General features: G+C 73.8%; 7 protein-coding genes. All 7 read right to left on the bottom strand.

Annotation, left to right across the window (positions count from 1 at the left end):
• Nucleotides 1-1,247, bottom strand: a 1,247-nt coding sequence (locus J7I97_RS21795; protein WP_214937462.1) for a kelch repeat-containing protein, incomplete at its 3' end; no start/stop codon positions are given.
• A 119-nt stretch (nt 1,248-1,366) separates the two neighbouring features.
• On the bottom strand, nt 1,367-2,530 hold the full coding sequence (locus J7I97_RS21800) for a kelch repeat-containing protein (RefSeq protein ID WP_214937464.1): 1,164 nt from the start codon (nt 2,528-2,530) through the stop codon (nt 1,367-1,369).
• A gap of 184 nt (nt 2,531-2,714) precedes the next feature.
• Nucleotides 2,715-7,988 carry a condensation domain-containing protein gene (locus J7I97_RS21805; protein ID WP_251059048.1) on the bottom strand — a complete coding sequence of 1,758 codons (5,274 nt, stop codon included), beginning with the start codon at nt 7,986-7,988 and terminating at the stop codon, nt 2,715-2,717.
• A 5-nt stretch (nt 7,989-7,993) separates the two neighbouring features.
• A complete protein-coding gene (locus tag J7I97_RS21815; protein ID WP_214937466.1) occupies nt 7,994-9,898 on the bottom strand; it encodes a non-ribosomal peptide synthetase in 1,905 nt (634 codons plus the stop codon).
• A 5-nt stretch (nt 9,899-9,903) separates the two neighbouring features.
• Nucleotides 9,904-10,944: a TauD/TfdA family dioxygenase gene (locus J7I97_RS21820; RefSeq protein ID WP_214937468.1), complete on the bottom strand. Its 1,041-nt coding sequence runs from the start codon at nt 10,942-10,944 to the stop codon at nt 9,904-9,906.
• 107 nt (nt 10,945-11,051) lie between these two features.
• Nucleotides 11,052-11,855: a thioesterase II family protein gene (locus J7I97_RS21825; RefSeq protein ID WP_214937470.1), complete on the bottom strand. Its 804-nt coding sequence runs from the start codon at nt 11,853-11,855 to the stop codon at nt 11,052-11,054.
• Nucleotides 11,852-18,274, bottom strand: a complete 6,423-nt coding sequence (locus J7I97_RS39615; protein WP_214937472.1) for a non-ribosomal peptide synthetase — start codon at nt 18,272-18,274, stop codon at nt 11,852-11,854. The genes J7I97_RS21825 and J7I97_RS39615 overlap by 4 nt, the downstream gene beginning before the upstream one ends.
• Nucleotides 18,275-18,390: the final 116 nt, after the last annotated feature.

Below are 18,390 nucleotides of genomic sequence, written 5' to 3' on the forward strand. Positions count from 1 at the left end.
GTGCCGGGGTTCTGGCCCGTGCCGGGGTTCTGGCCCGTGCCGGGGTTCTGGCCCGTGCCGGGGTTCTGCTGCGGGTCGGGCCGCTGGACGCCGCCCGGCTGCTGCGGCGGGCGTTCGATCCCGAAGGCCTCGGTCGTACCCGTGACGGCATCGGTCAGCGTGGCGTTCCCGCCGAACGCGTAGACGCAGCTGCTCTGCTGGACCTTCGGGCACGGCGCGGTGGCCGCGCCGAGTCCCCGGCGGGGCGTGGGCAGGGAGGGCAGCGTCACCCATCCGTTGGTGACCGGGGTGTACGCCTCGAAGGTGCCCAGGACGGCGGTGTCGGAACCTCCCACGGCGTACACACAGCCATCGCTCATGCCCTCGGGGCAGGGCGCCGTCGACGCGGCCAGAGCGGAGCGGCCGGTCGGCATGTCGGGCCCGTCCACCCATGCGTCGAGGAGGGGGCTGAACACCTCCACCGAGCTGAGCGACGGGTCCGAGGCGCCGGTTCCGCCGATGGCGTAGACGCAGATGCCCCGCAGACCCAGTCCGCTGGGGCAGGGTGCGGCCGCGCCCCCGTGGTCGTAGCGCGCGTACTTCAGCGTCGGCAGCGTGGCCCAGGTGTTGGTCGCCGGGCTGTACGCCTCCACCGTGTTCAGGGGCGTGACCACAGCTGCTGCCCGCCCGCCGGGGTTGCCGCCGAAGACGTATACACACGTCCCCCGCAGACCCAGCCCCTGTCCCTCGACGCACGGCGCCGTGGCGGCCCTCGCGCCGGTGCGGGCGGTCAGCATCGGGGGCAGGGTCAGCCAGGCGTTGGTCCGCGTGCTGTACGCCTCCGCGGTCTTCAGGACCGTCTCGCCGGCAGCGCCGACAGCGCCGGTCGCGCCTCCGACGGCGTAGACGCAGTCGCCCTCCACACCCCGGGGACAGGGCGCCGTCGTCGACGCGAGGTCGTGGCGGCCGGTCTTCAGCTGCGGCAGCCTGGCCCACACGTTGGTGGCGGGACTGTACGCCTCCAGAACGTTCTCGGTGCCGACGGCGTACACGCATCTGCCGTGGAGCCCCTCGGGGCAGTGCGCCGCCGCGCCCCCGATGAAGGCACGCGGTGTCGGCATGGAGGGTGCGGTCACCCAGACGCCCTGGGCGGTCGCGGAGACGGCCGACAGGGCCAGCAGCGGGGCGGCGGCGAGGCCGGCGAGCCGTCGCCAGCCCCGCCGCCTCGCACGCCCGGGCGGCGACTCGTCCTGATCACTTCGCTGCATGCGCCTCATCGGGGACCTCTTTTCTGAATTCCGGGGGGTCTGGCACGATGAAATTACATACAGTCAGACGACTGTCGCCCATCGTGACGACTGAACGGCTCAACCGGGCGATGGACCGCTCACCCCTGCGGGGGGTGGGTCAGGGCACCGCCGGTCCACCGTTCCGCGCGCTCGATCGCGAAGGCCTCGGCTGTGTCCGTGGGGTTCGGGCCGCTGTCGACGAGTCCGCCGATGGCATACACACACCGGTTCTCCCGATGCCTCGGACACGGCGCCGCGGCCCCGGCCAGGCTCCGGTGGGGTGTGGGCATCGGGGGCATCGTCGTCCACGCGTTGGTGACCGGGCTGTAGGCCTCGACCGTGGTCAGGGTGGCGCCGGTTTCGCTGCGGCCTCCCAGGGCGTACACACACCCGTCGGTCATGCCCTCCGGGCAGGGCGCCGTCGCCGCGGCAAGGAAGTTGCGCCCGGTCGGGATGTCGGGCGCGTCCATCCATTGGTTGAGGAGGGGGCTGTACACCTCCACCGACTGGCTGGCGTTGACGCCGAAGGCGCCCGAGGCGACGGCGTAGACGCAGGTGCCCCGGAGCCCCAGGCCCGCGGGGCAGGGTGCGGCCGCGCCGCCATGGCCGACCCGGGGGGTCTGCATGGGTGTCACGGTTGCCCAGGTGTTGGTGGCCGGACTGTAGGCCTCCACCAGGTTCAGGATTTGGCTGGGCCCGGGGAGGGCGGTGTTGCGGCCGCCGAAGACGTACACGCACGTCCCCCGCAGTCCCAGCCCCTCCGCACACGGCGCCGTCGCCGCGGCAGCGGACTGGCGGCCGCCGGCCGGCATCGGGGGCAGGGTCAGCCAGGTGTTGGTCTGGGTGCCGTACGCCTCCGCGGTGGCCAGGGACGGGCCGCCGGACACACCGCCGAAGGCGTAGACGCAGTCGCCATGCCCGTCGCCCGGACAGGGCGCCGTCGCGGACGCGACGCTGTCACGGGGCGTCTTCAACGGCGGCAGCGTGCTCCAGGTGGTGGAGGCGGGGCGGTACGCCTCGAACTTCGCGCCGCCGGCGACGTACACACATGTGCCGTACAGCCCGTCCGGGCACTCCGCCGCCGCCCCGGCCAGGCCGGCGCGCGGGGTGGGCATGGGTGCGACGGTCACCCAGATGCCCTGGGCGGTCGCGGAGGCGCCCGCGAGGGCCAGCAGCGGGGCGACGACGAGGACGGCCAGCCGCCGCCAGACCAGGCGTCTTCCCCGCCCGGGCGGGGAATCGTCCTCGTCGCTTCGCTGCATGCGCCTCATCGGGGACCTCATTTTCCTGCGGGTGCCGCGGCGGGGTCCGCCGCAAGGAACGTGAACACAATGAAGTTACATATCGTTATCTGACGATTGCTCACCAAAACGACTGAACGGCCCAACCGGAGTCGGGCCGCTCACTCGTGCGGGTTTCCGGGTGCCGCCCCGGTCGGCGTGGCTCCTACGGCTGCCGGACCGGGGTGCCTCCACGGGTGCGGCGGCGCAGGGCGGGGACCGGCGCCACGGCCGGGGCCGCCGACAGGAGGGCGGCGAGCTTGGCCGGGGTCGGGTTGCGGAAAACCTCACGGAGGGTCAGTTCGCGGCCCAGCTCCGCCCGGACCCGGTTCACCAGCCGCACCGCCAGCAGCGAGTGCCCGCCGGCCTTGAAGAAATTGTCGTCCGGGCCGATCCGCCCGCGCTCCAGGACCTCCGCGAAGAGCCGGAGCACAGTGGCGGCCAGCCCGTCGTCCACACCGGACGCCGGGACCTCGGCCGGGACCTCGGCCGGGCCCTCGGCCGGGCCCTCGGCCGGGGCCGCCGGAAGGGTCACCGCCGTCGGGACCGCGTACTCCGGGAGCCGGTCCGCCGCCCAGGCCTGGAGGTCCGCCTCTGCGCCCTCTGCGAACGCGCCCTCCGCGAACGCGACCAGGCGGCCGTCCACCACCCGCGCCCGCGCCCGCGTCACCGACGGGTGCTCCGACAGCACCTCCGATACGTGCGACAGGTCGATCCGGTAGCCGCCCACCAGGGGACGCTCGCCCCGCCGGTCGGCCGGCGCCGCCAGGTCCCCGACCCGCAGCGTGGGGTCGGCGGCGAACAGCTCGAGCGCCGACACCAGCAGCCCGGCCAGGCGGGCGGCCCCCGACGGCCCGTACAGGTCGGTCGCGTACTCCAGTACGCCGGCGAGCCCGCCGTCCGGGTTCTCGGTCAGGGCGAACGTGAGGTCCGACTTGGCGTGCCGGGAGCCGTACGCCAGCTCCGTGCCCGCCAGCGCACCGCCGTCGGGCACGCCGCCCGCCGCCGGGTTCACCTGGAGCATCACCTGCACCAGCGGATGGTGTGCCGAGGACCGGTGCGGGTTCAGGTGCTCGACGAGCCGGTCGAACGGCAGGTCCTGGTGTGCGTACGCCGCCAGGTCCGCCTCCCGTACCCGGCCCAGCAACTCCACGAACGTCGGGTCCCCGGCCGTCCCGGTACGCAGCACCAGCGTGTTCACGAAGAACCCGACCAGCCCGGACAGTGCGTCGTCCGCACGGCCCGCGACCGTGGTGCCCAGGGCGAGGTCCGTGCCCGCGCCGAGCCGGGTCAGGGCCGCCGCCAGCGCCGCCTGCACCACCATGAACAGGGTGGCGCCGTGGGCGTGCGCGATCCGGGTCAGCCGCCGGTGGGTGTCCGCAGCCACCTCGAAGCCGGTGACCGCGCCCCGGCCCGAGGGCTCGGCTGGCCGCCGCCGGTCCGTCGGCAGGTCGATCAGCGGCGGAAGTCCCGCCAACGCCCCTCGCCAGTGGGCGAGTTCACCGTCCGCGTCCGCCAGCAGCTGCCGCTGCCACAGGGTGTAGTCCGCGTACTGGACCGGCAGCGGCGACCACCGCGCCTCCCGCCCCGCCAGCCGCGCCTCGTACGCCGTGCCCAGGTCGGCGAGCAGCGGCCCGGTGGACCAGCCGTCCGCCGCGATGTGGTGGAGGAGCAGCACCAGCGTCTGCGGCCCCTCGCCGTCCGGCAGGAACAGCCAGGCCCGCAGCGGCAGGTCCCGCGTCAGGTCGAAGACGTGCCCGGCGGCCTCGTCCACCGCTGCCGCCACATCGGCCGGCTGGGCCAGCTCCAGCTGCGGCCGGGCCCCTTCCAGCACCCGCTGGTACGGCTCCCCGCCCTCGGTCCCGTACACCGTGCGCAGTACCTCGTGGCGTTCGGCGACATCCGCCAGCGCCCCCGACAGCGCGGCCGGATCCAGCGGCCGCTCCAGCCGGCGCACCAGCGCGATGTTGTACGCCGCGGACGGCCCCTCCAGCTGGTCGAGGAACCACAGCCGCCGTTGCGCGTACGACAGCGGGATCCGCTCCGGCCGCCGCGGTACGGAGACCAGCGCGGGCCGGGACCGACCGGACGCCGTGCCCAGCCGCCGGTGCAGGGCGGCCGGCGTCGGAGCCAGGAACAGGTCCCGGATCCCCGCCTCCACCCCCAGCACGGCCCGGATCCGGTTGACGAGCTTGCTGGCCAGCAGTGAATGCCCGCCGGACTTGAAGAAGTTGGCGTCGGCGGCGACCGCCTCGCGGTTCAGCACCTCCGCGAACAGCCCGCACAGGATCTCCTCCCGCGGGGAGAGCCCCACCGGGGTGCGGGGGGCCTCCGCCGGCTTTTCCGCGGCCGCCGCCAGCCGGGCCCGCCGCTCCGCCAGCCCCCGCTCCTCCTCCGCCGTCACCAGCGCCAGCTCGCCCAGCCGGGACTCCGAGGAGCCGGCGAACGCGCGCAGCGCCCGTACGTACACCTCCAGCAGTAGCCGCGCCGTCCCCGCGTCGAACAGGTCCTGCGCGTACTGCACGTGCACGTCCAGGCCGCCCGGCCCACCGTCCGCGCCCCGGCGCTCCGCGCAGTGGAAGCTGAGGTCGAACTTGGCGGCGCCCAGGTCGGTGCTCGTGGCACGCCCCGCGATGCCGCCGAGCCGCACCCGGTCGTCGGCCGCCTCCTGCACGGTCAACATGACCTGGAAGAAAGGGTGTTCGCCCAGTGCCCGGCCGCAGTCCGGCTCGGCCAGCTTCTCCACCAGTACGTCGAATGGCAGGTCCTGATGGTCGAAAGCGGCCAGATCCGCGTCCCGTACCCGGTCGACCAGCTCGCCGACCGACGGGTCCCCGGCCAGATCCGCCCGCAGCACGAGGGAGTTGACGAAGCAGCCCACGAGATCGTGCAGATCCTGGTCGGGCCGGCCCGCCACCGGCGTCCCGATCGCCAGGTCCTCCCCGGCGCCCGTGGCCGACAGGGCCGCCGCCAGCGCCGACCGGGCCACCATGAACAGGCTGGCCCGCCGCCCGCGTGCCAGTGCCGCCAGTGCCCGGTGCGCCTGCGCGTCCAGCCCGGCCGACAGGGTGGCCCCACGGCCCGAGGGCTCGGCGGGCCTGGGACGGTCGACGGGCAGCGCGGTACGGGCCGGCAGCCCGTCCAGGGCGGCCCTCCAGTGGTCCAGCAGCCCGGCCGCGGCCGGCTCGGCCAGCAGCTCGCGCTGCCAGAGCGCGTAGTCGGCGTACTGCACCGGCAGCGCCCGCCACCGCGGGCCCCGGCCCGCGCGCCGGGCCTCGTACGCCTCGCCCAGGTCCCGCAGCAGCGGGGCGACCGACCAGCCGTCGGTGGCGATGTGGTGCACCAGCAGCACCAGCACCGAACTGCCGTCCCCCCGAAGAAACAGCCGTGCGCGCAAGGGTAGTTGGGCAGCCAGGTCGAAGACCTCCCGGCCGAATCCGGCGACCAGTCCGTCCAGCGCCCGCGGCGTGCACGTGGCCACATCCAGCAGCTCCCCGCCCGCAGGCAGCACCCGCTGGTACGGCTCCCCGCCCTCGGCCCCGTACACGGTGCGCAGCACCTCGTGCCGCTCCAGTACGTCGCCCAGCGCGGCCGCCAGCGCTTCCCGCTCGGGGACCCCGTCCAGGCGCAGCACCAGCGGCGCGTTGTAGGTGGCCGAGGGGCCCTCGATCCGGCCGACCAGCCACAGCGCCCGCTGCGCCGCGGACAGCGGGATCCGCTCGGGCCGCTCCGCGGCAGGTACGGCGGTCAGCGGGGGCCTGGTCGCGGCCGCGCCGCCGAGTTCGCCGAGACGCCGGTGCAGGGCGGTCGGAGTCGGCGCCAGGAACAGGTCCCGGATGCCGAGTTCCAGGCCGAGCGCGCCGCGGATCCGGTTGACGAGCTTGCTCGCTAGCAGTGAATGCCCGCCGTTGCGGAAGAAGTTGGCGTCGGCGGCGACCGTCTCCCGGTTCAGCACCTCCGCGAACAGCCCGCACAGGATCTCCTCCCGCGGCGACAGGACATCGCGCCGCACCGGCCCGGCGGCGGCTTCGGCCGTCACCGCGGTGGAAGCCAGCCGCTCGCGCCGCCCCGCCAGCGCCTCGGCCTCCCCGGCCGTCACCAGCCCGAGCTCGCCCAGCCGCCGCGACGGATCGGCGGCGAAACCCTCCAGGGCCCGCGCGTACACCGCCAGCAGCAGCCGCGCGGTGTCCTCGTCGAACAGGTCTGCCGCGTACTGGAGGGCGATATCGATCCCGTCCGGCCGGCCGTCCGCGGTGTGCCGCTCCGCGCAGTACCAGGTCAGATCGAACTTGGCGGCGTCCAGGGCGACTTCCGCGAGGCGGCCGCCGATCCCGCCGCCCAGCGTCACGGGAGCGGCGCCCTCGCCGCCCGCGTCCACGGTCAGCATCACCTGGAAGAAGGGGTGGTGGCCGAGCGCCCGCTCCGGGGCGAGGTGCTCCACCAGCAGGTCGAAGGGCAGCTCCTGGTGCTCGTACGCCGCCAGGTCCGCCTCCCGGACCCGGTCCAGCAGCTCCCCGACGGCCGGATCGCCCGACAGGTCGGTGCGCAGGGCGAGGGAGTTGACGAAGAACCCGACGAGTTCGTACAGGTCCTCGTCGGGGCGCCCCGCGACCGGCGCGCCGATGACCACGTCCTCGCCCGCCCCGGCCGCGCCGAGGGCCGCCGCCAGCGCGGCGCGGGCCACCATGGTCAGGCTCGCCCGGTGGCTCCGGGCCAGGGTGAGCAGCCCGCTGTGCGCCGCCGCGTCGAGGCGCGCGGTCACCGCGGCGCCCCGCCCCGAGGGCTCCGCCGGGCGCGGCCGGTCGGCTGGCAGGCCGATCACCGCCGGGGCGCCGGCCAGGGCGGCCCGCCAGTGCTCCAGCTGCTCCCGGGCCAGGCTGTCCGGGTCGGCGGGGTCACCGAGCAGCTCGTGCTGCCACAGGCTGTAGTCCGTGTACTGCACGGGCAGCGGTTCCCAGCCGGGGCCCCGCCCGGCCAGCCGGGCCTCGTACGCCTCGCGCAGATCGCGCAGCAGCGGTCGTACGGACCACCCGTCGGTGGCCACATGATGGATCAGGAGCACCAGTACCGGGGTCCGGTCACCGGAGGTGAACAGCCGGGCTCGCAAGGGCGGTTCGGCGGTGATGTCGATCGCCTGCCGTACGAATGCGCCGACGGCCGTGTCCCGCTCGTCCGCCGCGCACTCCACAGTGGCCAGCCCGGGGACGGCGGCCGCGTCCAGCACCCGCTGGTACGGCTCCCCGTCGGCCCCGGCCGGCAGCACGGTGCGCAGCACCTCGTGCCGCTCCACCACATCGGCCAGGGCCGCACCGAGCGCCTCGGTGTCGGCCTCCGCGTCGAGGTGCAGGACGACGGGCGCGTTGTAGACGGCCGACGGGCCGTGCAGCCGGCCCAGGAACCACAGCCGCCGCTGGGCGAACGACAACGGGATCACGGTCATGTCCTTTATCCGTCCTGGCGTTCGGCGGCCGCCGCCGCGGCGGTCGCCTCGACGAGCGTGTCGATGTGGGCGGCGAGGTCCCGCAGCCGGGGGTTGGCGTAAACGGCCTTTACCGGGAGGGCAACGGCCAGTTCGGCGCGGACCCGCGACACCAGCTTGATCGCGAGCAGTGAATGCCCGCCCAGCTTGAAGAAGTTGTCGTCGAGGCCGATGTGCGAGGCACCGAGTACGGTCGCCCAGACGCCCGCGACCAGCTCCTGCGAGCGGGTCATTCCGGCCGTGGCCTCGCCGGCGGGCACGGTCACCGGGGTGGCGGCCGGGGCAGGCAGCGCGGGGCGGTCCAGCTTGCCGTTCGTCGTGGTCGGGAAGCGGTCCAGGGCCACGAAGGCCGCCGGCACCATGTAGGCGGGCAGGGCGGCCGCGAGGGAATCGCGCAGCGCGGACTCGGTGACGGAGCCCGGCGCTGAGCCGGGCCCGGGCGGCGCGGGCTCGGAGCCCGGCCCGAGCGCGGGCGCGGAGCCCGGTCCGGGGACCGCGCGGTAATACGCGACCAGACCCGGCGCCCCGTGGACGTCGTCCCGCAGGACCACCGCCGCCTCCGCGACACCCGGCTGCGCCGCCAACACTGCCTCGATCTCCGGGAGTTCGATCCGGTGCCCGCGCAGCTTGACCTGCCCGTCGGCCCGGCCGAGGTACCCGAGCCGGCCGTCGGGCAGCAGTCGTACGAGGTCGCCCGTCCGGTACATCCGGCCGCCGGAGCCGGCCGTGTCCGCCACAAACCGCTCCGCCGTCAGCCCCGGCCGGCGCCGGTAGCCGCGGCCCACGCGGGGGCCCGCCAGATACAGCTCGCCGCTCTCGCCGGCGTCCACCGGGTTCAGCTTTCCGTCCAGCACCCGCATCCGCAGCCCGGGCAGCACACTGCCGATGTGCGGGCCGTCGCCCGGGCCGACCCAGCCCGCGGTGGCGTCCACGGTGCACTCGGTGGGCCCGTACAGGTTCACCGTGCGCAGCACCCCCGCCGCGCCGCGCTCCCCGAGCCGCCGCCACAGCGCCGGGCTGATCGCCTCGCCGCCGACGAGCAGGGTCAGCGGGCGCGGTCCGCCGTCGGCGGTGAGCAGGTCCAGCAGCGCATCGGCGTGCGAGGGGGTGATGTCCAGGTCGGTCAGTGCCTGCTCGTCGACCAGCCGGGCCAGCAGGGCCGGGTCCGCGCGGGTCTCCTCGTCGATCATCACCAGGGTGTCGCCCCGGCAGACCCGCACCCATTGCTGCACGGAGGCGTCGAAGGACGGCGAGGCGTTCCAGCCGACCCGTCCGGCCTCGGTGACGGCGATGCCCGCGTCCTCCAGCTCGGCCAGCAGCGCGGCGGCGGCCCCCCGGCCGATCTCGACGCCCTTGGGGCGGCCGGTGGACCCGGAGGTGTAGATGACGTAGGCGAGGGTGCCGGCGGGCACGGGCACGGGGGAGAAGGCACGCTCCGTCCCGTCCGGCGCGGTCAGTTCGGCCACCGCCAGGTGCTCCACGCCCGGCGCGAGCGGCCCGGCGGCGGGATCCGCGGTGACCACTAGGTCGGCGCCCGCGTCCTCGACCAGGTAGCGGCGCCGCTCGGCGGGCAGCTTCGGGTCCACGGGGAGGTAGGCGGCCCCCGCGGTCAGCGTGCCGATCAGGGCGGCCACCAGGTCGGCGCCGCGCGGCAGGCACAGCGCGACCACGCTCTCCGGCCCTATCCCGCGGGCGGTGAGCCGGCCGGCGATGCGCATCGCCTCGGCGCGCAGCGCGCCGAAGGTCAGTTCGCGGTCGCCCGCGACGACGGCGGTCCGCCCGGCGGGGGCGAGCGCGAGGCGCTCCAGCAGATCGGTGGAGGCGCGCGGGGCCTCGTACGTACGGGGACGCTCGGGAAGTACGGCGGTCATCGTGGTCACTCCCCGGCGAAAACGGTGGTGGACGGCTGGGACTCGGGGGAGCAGTCGGCCAGTGCGACCGGCTCGCCCATGGCGACGAGGATCTTCCGGTCGCCCTTGTAGGCCTCGCGGCCGTGCGCGCACAGGATGTTGTCGACGATCATCAGGTCGCCCCGCTGCCAGGTCTCGCGTACGGTCACCCGGTCGTAGACGGCGTTGATCGCGTCGACCTCGGCGCCGGTGAGCCGGGTGCCGTCGCCCAGGTAGGTGTTGAACGGCAGCCCGTCCTCCCCGTACGTGTCCAGCAGGACTTCGCGGATGTCGGCGTCGAGGGTGCGGCTGTTCCAGAAGGCGAAGTGGTTGAACCAGGTCTTCTCGCCCGTCACGGGGTGCGTGACGATCGCCGACCGGCGCTGACGGGTGATCATCGAGTCGTCGTCGAGCCATTCGTAGCCGACGGTGTTCTCCTCGCAGTAGGCCTCCGCCACCGCCTTGTCCTCGGTCGCGAACGTCTTGTACCAGGGCAGGCCGGCCAGCTCCGAGTAGTTCCGCACCAGCAGCCAGCCGGCCCGTGCGAACCGCTCGACGAGCTCCGGTGGCAGCAGCCGCAGGGCCTCGCGCATATCGCCGACGGTGGTGGCGCCGCCTTCCTCGGGGGCGATCACACAGCCGAACAGCAGGACGCCGGGGAAGTCGAGTGTGTAGCTGTTCTCGTTGTGCAGCCGGATCGGCTGGACCGCCGGGAGGTCGGTGGAGGAGAACACGCCCTCGCCGAAGTCGGTGCGCGGGGTGGCTTTCTCCTTGTAGCCGGCCCGCCGCTGGATCAGCGCGTCACGGGCGGCGGCGAAGCTCGCGGCGTCCTCGACGGGCAGGCCGCGCAGCAGTACGGCGCCCGAGCGGTGCAACTCGGCCTGGATCTCGGCGCGGTGGGCGGCCAGCCAGGCGACGGACGTCTCCAGGTCGGCGCCGGCCGGGGTGTGGACGATGACGGGCTTGCCGGGCTCGCGGACCGGGGTGACTCCGGTCTCGGCGGGGGCGTCAGCTGCGAATGTGGTCATGGAAGGTCCTCAGGAGGGTGCGGAGTCGAGCGGGGAAGGGGGCGAGCGGAGGAAGGGGGCGAGCGGAGGAAGGGGGCGAGCGGAGGAAGGGGCCGGCCGGGGAAGGGTCAGGCGGCGGCCGGGGCGGTGGCGGTGGCGTGCCCGCTGACGGCCGAGGCCAGCACGGCGAAGAACTCCGGCAGCTGCTGCTGGAAGTAGAAGTGGCCGCCCGGCAGGACGTACGAGGTGAACGCGTGGTCGGTGATCTGCGCCCAGCGGCCCAGCGAGGCGGCCGGCGCGACCGGGTCGGCGTCGCCGCCGATCACCGTCACCGGGCAGTCCACCCGGGCTTCGGACTCCTCGCAGCGGTAGACGTCGTCGATGGCGAAGTCGGCTCGGATGGAAGGGATGATGATCTCGCGCAGCTCGGGCTCGTCGAGGATGCCGTCGTCGGTGCCGCCGCGCTCCTTGATGGCGGCGACCAGCTCGTCGTCGTCCAGCAGCTGCGGGTACACGGCGCACGGGTTGGCGAGGAACGGCGCCCGGCAGGCCGAGGCGACGAGCGCCCGGGGGGTGCGGCCGGCCGCCTGGAGGATTCGTACCACCTCGAAGGCGACGAGCGAGCCCATGCTGTGCCCGAGCACCACTAGGTCCTCCGTGGCCCCGGCGGGCAGGGCGGCCGCGACCGGCCCGGCCAGGTCGGCGATCCCGCGCGGCAGCTCCTCGGCGAAGCGGGCACCGCGGCCCGGGTACTGGCCGATGAGCAGCCGTACGTCGTCCGGGAGGTACTGGCGCCACTCCGCGTAGGCGTGGGCGTTGCCGCCGGCGTGCGGGAGGACCAGCAGCGAGACGCGCTGCGGGCCTTGGCCGGGGAGGTCCCAGACCACGTCGTCGGGCGCGGGGGTGAAGGCCGGGTACTGGTCGTTGCTCATGAGGAACTCCGTTCCTGGTCGGGGGTGCGCCGGCGCAGGGCGGGCCTGGCCCGCCGGGGCGAAGGGGCGTCGGACCGCCGCCGGTTCTCGATGTGCTGGGCGAGGGTGGCGGGGGTGGGGTGCTGGAAGACGTCGCGGAGGGTGAGGGCGACGCCGAGGGTGGTACTGATGCGGCTGGTGAGGCGGGCGGCTAGGAGGGAGTGGCCGCCCTGGTCGAAGAAGTTGTCGTCGATGGACAGTGGCGAGGGCGTGTTCAGGGCCTCGCTGAAGTACGTGCGCACCGACTCCTCCAGCGCTGTGCGCGGGGCACGTCCGCCGGCCGTCGTCACCGCCTGGGGGGCGGGCAGGGCGCGCTTGTCGATCTTCCCGTTGGGGGTGAGGGGCAGCCGGTCGAGCGTGATCACGAACGCCGGGATCATGTGGTCGGGGAGGAGCGTGCGCAGCCAGAGACGGACGTCCTGGGGGGCCAGTTCGGGATCGGCCGTCACCAGGTAGGCCGTGAGCTGCGGGGTGCTGTGGTGGTCGGGGTGGGTCGCGAGGGTGGCCTGGGTGATGTCGGGGTGGCTGGTGAGGACGGTCTCGATCTCGGTGGGTTCGATGCGGAAGCCGCGGATCTTGATCTGGGTGTCGGTGCGGCCGGTGTAGTGGAGGTTGCCGTGGGTGTCCCAGTGGGCCTGGTCGCCGGTGCGGTAGAGGCGGGATCCGGGCGGGCCGTAGGGGTTGGGGACGAAGTGGGTGGCGGTGGTGGCGGGTTGGGCGAGGTAGCCGTGGGCGAGTCCGTCGCCGGTGAGGTAGAGCTCGCCTGTGGTGCCGGGAGGTGCCGGCGCGAGGTGGGCGTCGAGGATGTAGGCGTGCTTGTTGGTGAGCGGCCGGCCGATCGAGACGGTGGCGGTGGGCTCGGCCGTGGGCTCGATGGTGTGGGTGGTGGTGAAGCCCATGGATTCGGCGGGGCCGTAGCCGTTGGTGATGGTCAGGCCGGGGTGGAGCTGGTGGAGGCGGTGGACGTGGGTGGGGGAGGCGGGTTCGCCGCCGGTGTAGACGATGCGGGTGGTGGTGAAGGTGTCGGGGTGCTCGTCGGTGAGGTAGTTGAAGAGGCTGGAGGAGAGCTGGAGCATGGTGACGCCCCATTGCGGGGCGAGCGCGGCGACAAGGGCGGGATCGGGGCGCTGGCCCGGTTGGAGAACGGTGCTTCCGCCGTGGAGCAGTGCTCCCCAGAACTCCAGGCTGAAGGCGTCCCAGGAGACGGGTGAGCACTGGAGGAAGGTTTCCTCCGGCCCGAAGCTCGCGTAGGTCTGGGCGGTGACCGTGGAGACCAGGTTCCGGTGCGAGGACAGGATCCCCTTCGGCCGTCCCGTCGACCCGGAGGTGAACATCACGCACGCCACATCCGCCGGGGTCAGCGCGACACCGAGGTTCCCGGGATCGCGGGCGGTGATCAGGTCCCGGTGGGTGTCGACCAGGACGGTCGGCCAGGGGCCGTCCACCCGCGCGGCGTGCCGGGTGTCGGTGACGAGGACGCCGATCGAGGCATCCCGCGCCGTGCCGGTCAGCCGTTCGTCGGGGAACTCCGGGTCCAGCAGCGCATATCCCGCGCCCGTTTTGACGACGGCCAGCAGGGCGACCGCGAAGTCGATGCCGCGGTCCAGCAGGATCCCCGCCAAGTCGCCCCGGCCCAAGTCCTGTTCGATGAGATGCCGGGCGAGCCGGTTGGCGCGGGCGTTGAGCTCCGCGTAGGAGAGCTCCTGCCCGCCGAACACGACCGCCCGCGCCTGCGGCCGTAGGAGCACCTGCTCCTCGAAGCGGTCCGCCAGCGTTGCCGCCTCGCCGATCTCGGCCCGGCTGCCCGTCCACTCCTCCAGCACCTGCCGACGCTCGCCCTCACCCAACAACTCCAGCTGCGAGAGCGGCAGCTCCGGCCCGGCCACCGCCTGCTCCAGCGTGCGCCGCAGCATGCCGGCCATCCGCTCGACGGTGGAGTGCTCGTACAGGTCGGAGCTGTAGAGCACCGCCCCGGTCAGGCCGGTGTCCTCCTCGGCGTGCAGAAGGAACTCCAGGTCGAACTTGACGGCCCCCGTCGCGAGCGGCTCGGCGGCTCCGGCACGCAGACCGGGGAGGGCGGGCCCGGCGGCGGGGCCGGACTCCAGCGCCAGGCACACCTGGAACAGCGGGTGCCGGGCGAGGGACCGGGCCGGGTTCACCGCCTCCAGGACCAGGTCGAACGGGGCGTCCTGATGGGCGAAGGCATCCAGATCAGCGGCCCGCACCCGGCCCAGCAGCTCGCGGAAGCTCGGATTCCCGGAGGTGTCGGTGCGCAGCACCAGGGTGTTGACGAAGAAGCCCACCAGCCCCGACAGCGCCTCGTCCGCCCGCCCGGCGACCGGCGAGCCGAGCGGGATGTCCGTCCCCGCCCCCAGCCGGGTCAAGGTCGTGGCCAGCGCCGCCTGGAGCACCATGAACGGCGTGCAGCGTTCGGCGCGCGCCAGCTCCACCACCCGCTTGTGCAGCTCGGGCCCGAAGTCCACCCGGACCACCCCGCCCCGCTGACCGGCGACCGGCGGACGCGGCCGGTCGTGGAGCAGCCCGAGCTCCTCCGGCAGATCGGCCAGCACCGTCTTCCAGTAGGCGAGGTGTTCCTCCAGCGGCCGGCCGGCGAGCGCCGAGCGCTGCCAGAGCGCGTAGTCGGCGTACTGCACCGGCAGCGGAGACCAATCGCAGGAGCCGCCCGCCAGCCGGGCGGAGTAGGCGCAGGACAGGTCGTCGAAGAGCGGACGCAGCGACTGCCCGTCGGTGGCGATGTGGTGCAGCAGGATCAGCAGGGTGTACTGAGCATCCCCGCTACGGAACAGCGTGACGCGCAGGGGGTGTTCGGCCGCCAGATCGAACGAGTGCCGGGCAGCGGCGAGCAGTTCTGCTTCGAGTCCGCCGGGCTCGACCGTCCGGAGCTCGAAGGCGACGGTTTCAGTGGCGGGGCTGACGAGCTGGTACGGGTCACCGCCGACGGTGGTGAACCGCGTCCGCAGCGGCTCGTGGCGGGCCACGAGGTCGGCGAAGGCGGCGCGCAGCGCCTCGATGTCCGGCTCGCCCTCCAGCCGTACCGCCATCGGGACGTTGTACGAGGTCCCGTGCGCCTCAAGCCCGGAGACGAGCCAGAGCCGCTGCTGGGCGAAGGACAGCGGGAGCCGATCGGGCCTCGGCTCGGCCCGGGTGAGCGGCGGCAGGACGGGCCGGCCGGAGACGGCGGCGATCCGGCGGGCGAGGGCGGCCGGGGTGGGGTGCTGGAAGACGTCGCGCAGGGTGAGGGAGACAGCAAGGGTGGAGCGGATACGGCTGGTCAGGCGGGCGGCGAGGAGGGAATGGCCGCCGTGGTCGAAGAAGCTGTCGTCGATGGACAGCGGGGCCGGGGAGCCGAGGACCTCGCTGACCAGGGTCCGCACGATCTCCTCCAGCTCGGTACGCGGCTGGCGGCCTCCGCTGGTCAGGGGCAGCTCGACGGCGGGCAGGGCGCGCTTGTCGATCTTCCCGTTGGGGGTGAGCGGCAGCCGGCCGAGGACGGCGAACCGCGCGGGGACCATGTGCTCGGGCAGCCGCTCGCGCAGCCAGGCCTTGAGGGCGGCGGGACTGAGGGGGACACCGGGGGCGGTGGTGACGTAGGCGGTCAGCTGCTGGTCGGCGTGGACGACGGCAGCCTGGGTGATGTCGGGGTGGGTGGTGAGGACGGTCTCGATCTCGGTGGGTTCGACGCGGAAGCCACGGATCTTGATCTGCGAGTCCGTTCGGCCGGTGTAGTGGAGGTTGCCGTGGGTGTCCCAGTGGGCCTGGTCGCCGGTGCGGTAGAGGCGGGTGCCGGGCGGGCCGTAGGGGTTGGGGACGAAGTGGGTCGCGGTGGTGGCGGGTTGGGCGAGGTAGCCGTGGGCGAGTCCGTCGCCGGTGAGGTAGAGCTCCCCGGTGACAGCGGGCGGGGTGGGGCGCAGACGCGCGTCCAGCACATAGGCGTGCTTGTTGGTGAGCGGCCGGCCGATGGAGACCGTGCCCGGGACCTCCTCGCTGGGTTCGATGGTGTGGGTGGTGGTGAAGCCCATAGATTCGGCGGGGCCGTAGCCGTTGGTGATGGTCAGGCCGGGGTGAAGCTGGTGGAGGCGGTGGACATGGGTGGGGGAGGCGGGTTCGCCGCCGGTGTAGACGATGCGGGTGGTGGTGAAGGTGTCGGGGTGCTCGTCGGTGAGGTAGTTGAAGAGGCTGGAGGAGAGCTGGAGCATGGTCACCCCGTGCTCCTGGGCGAGCGCGGCGACGAGCGCCGGCTCGGGGCGCTGGCCCGGTTGGAGAACGGTGCTTCCGCCGTGGAGCAGTGCTCCCCAGAACTCCAGGCTGAAGGCGTCCCAGGAGACGGGTGAGCACTGGAGGAAGGTTTCCTCCGGCCCGAAGGCCGCGTAGGTCTGGGCGGTGACCGTGGAGACCAGGTTCCGGTGCGAGGACAGGATCCCCTTCGGCCGTCCCGTCGACCCGGAGGTGAACATCACGCACGCCACATCCGCCGGGGTCAGTACCACACCGAGGTTGCCGGGATCCCGCCCGGCGATGGCGACTGCTTCCCTCTCGGCGTCCACCAGCACCGTCGCCCACGGGCCGTCGATCCGCTCCCGGTGCCCGCTGTCGGTCACCACCAACCGCAGCCCCGCCTCGGCCGCCGTGCCGGTCAGCCGTTCGTCGGGGAACTCCGGGTCCAGCAGCGCATATCCCGCTCCCGTTTTGACGACGGCCAGCAGGACGACCGCGAACTCGATGCCGCGGTCCAGCAGGACCCCCGCCAAGTCGCCCCGGCCCAGGCCCTGTTCGATGAGATGCCGGGCGAGCCGGTTGGCGCGGGCGTTGAGCTCCGCGTACGAGAGCTCCTGCCCGCCGAACACGACCGCCCGCGCCTGCGGCCGTAGGAGCACCTGCTCCTCGAAGCGGTCCGCCAGCGTTGCCGCCTCGCCGATCTCGGCCCGGCTGCCCGTCCACTCCTCCAGCACCTGCCGACGCTCGTCCTCACCCAACAACTCCAGTTCGGAAAGGGGCCGTTCCACCCCTTCGAGGGCCGCCTCCACGAACCGTACGAACCGGTCCTGGTGCCCGGCGACCGCCGCGATGTCACACACGTCCGGCGCCGCGTCGAAGTCGATCCGCAGCCCGCCCTCCGGCCCGAGGTCGTACACCCCGACCGCCAGGTCCTCCACCGGGCCGTTACTCAGGTTGTACTGGGTGGTCGGCAGACCGCAGAAGCGCATGCCCGGCGTGAACGCCATGATGTTGACCAGCGGAGCCGTGATCCGCCGCTCCGCCTCACCCAGGCCCAGGTCGCGGCACATGTCCTCGTACCGGGTGCGCTGGTGCTTGAGCCCCTGCCGGGTCTCCGCGACCACCGAGGCCAGCAGCTCGGCCAGTGTCCCGTCGGCCGCCACCGGCACCCGCAGCGGGATGACGTTCGACAGCATGCCCGGTGTGCACCGCGCGAGCTCCGTCCGCCGCCCGGTCACCGGCAGGCCCAGGACCGGCTCGCCGGTTCCGCCGGCCCGGTGCACGTACGCCCCGACCAGCGCTATCACCAGCATCGTCCACGGCGCCCGGTGCGCCCGGGCCACCTCCCGCAGCCGGTCCGCGCGGGCCGGCGGGAGGACCACGGTGCGCCGCGTGAACGGCAGCTCCCCGGAGGGCGTCCCGCCCGGCGCCGCGCGGCCGGTCCGGCCCTCGCCCAGGCGGGGCGTCTGCGGCAGCCCCGCCAGGTGAGCGGCCCAGTGCTCCCGATCGGCCCGGGCCGCGTCCGAGGCCCGGTACTCCGCGTCCTCGGCCAGTACGTCGGCCAGCGCCCCGAACGGACTCGGCCCCCAGGGATCCCCGGCGGCCGCCCGCTCGTACAGCTCGACCAGCCGCTGGTCGAGCAGGGCCACCCCCATGCCGTCGATGGCGAGGTGGTGGAAGGCGTGGAAGTAGAACCACCGCTCCTCGCCGGCCTCGGTGCGGCCCGCCCTGATCAGCACGTGCCGGGTCAGCCAGCCGCCCACCAGGTCGAACGGCCGCGCCAGCTCGGCCCGCATCCACGCACGTGCCGCCGCGGCGGGTTCCTCCTCGTCGCTCAGGTCGGCCAACTCCAGTTCCCGCTCGCCCGGTTCGGCGTACAGCAGCTGCCACAGGCCGCCGTCCTCGTCCGAACCGGTGCCGCGGATGCGCAGCGCGTCCGCCTCGCGGGCCAGCTGGTACCAGCAGCGGGTGAGCAGCGCCGGGTCCAGGGCGCCGAGGATCTCCCGGTACTCCCCGATGTTGTAGCGGCAGCCCGAGGCATCCAGTCCGTGGGCCATCCAGATGTCGCGCTGCGCCGCCGACAGCGGCAGCCGCACAGCGGCCGGCCCGTGCGCGGTGTCCTGTTCAGACGCGTTGGGGGACATGCGGGGACTCCTCGGAATCGTTTCTGTGGCGGCGCGGAATTGGGTGCTGCTGGGCGTTCGTCCGGCCGTACGTCATCCAACCCGCGGGCCGACGGTGCCTGCGGCAGTTGTTCCGG

Origin of the sequence: Streptomyces sp. ISL-87 (genome assembly GCF_018614095.1) — a bacterium.
GTDB lineage: Bacteria > Actinomycetota > Actinomycetes > Streptomycetales > Streptomycetaceae > Streptomyces.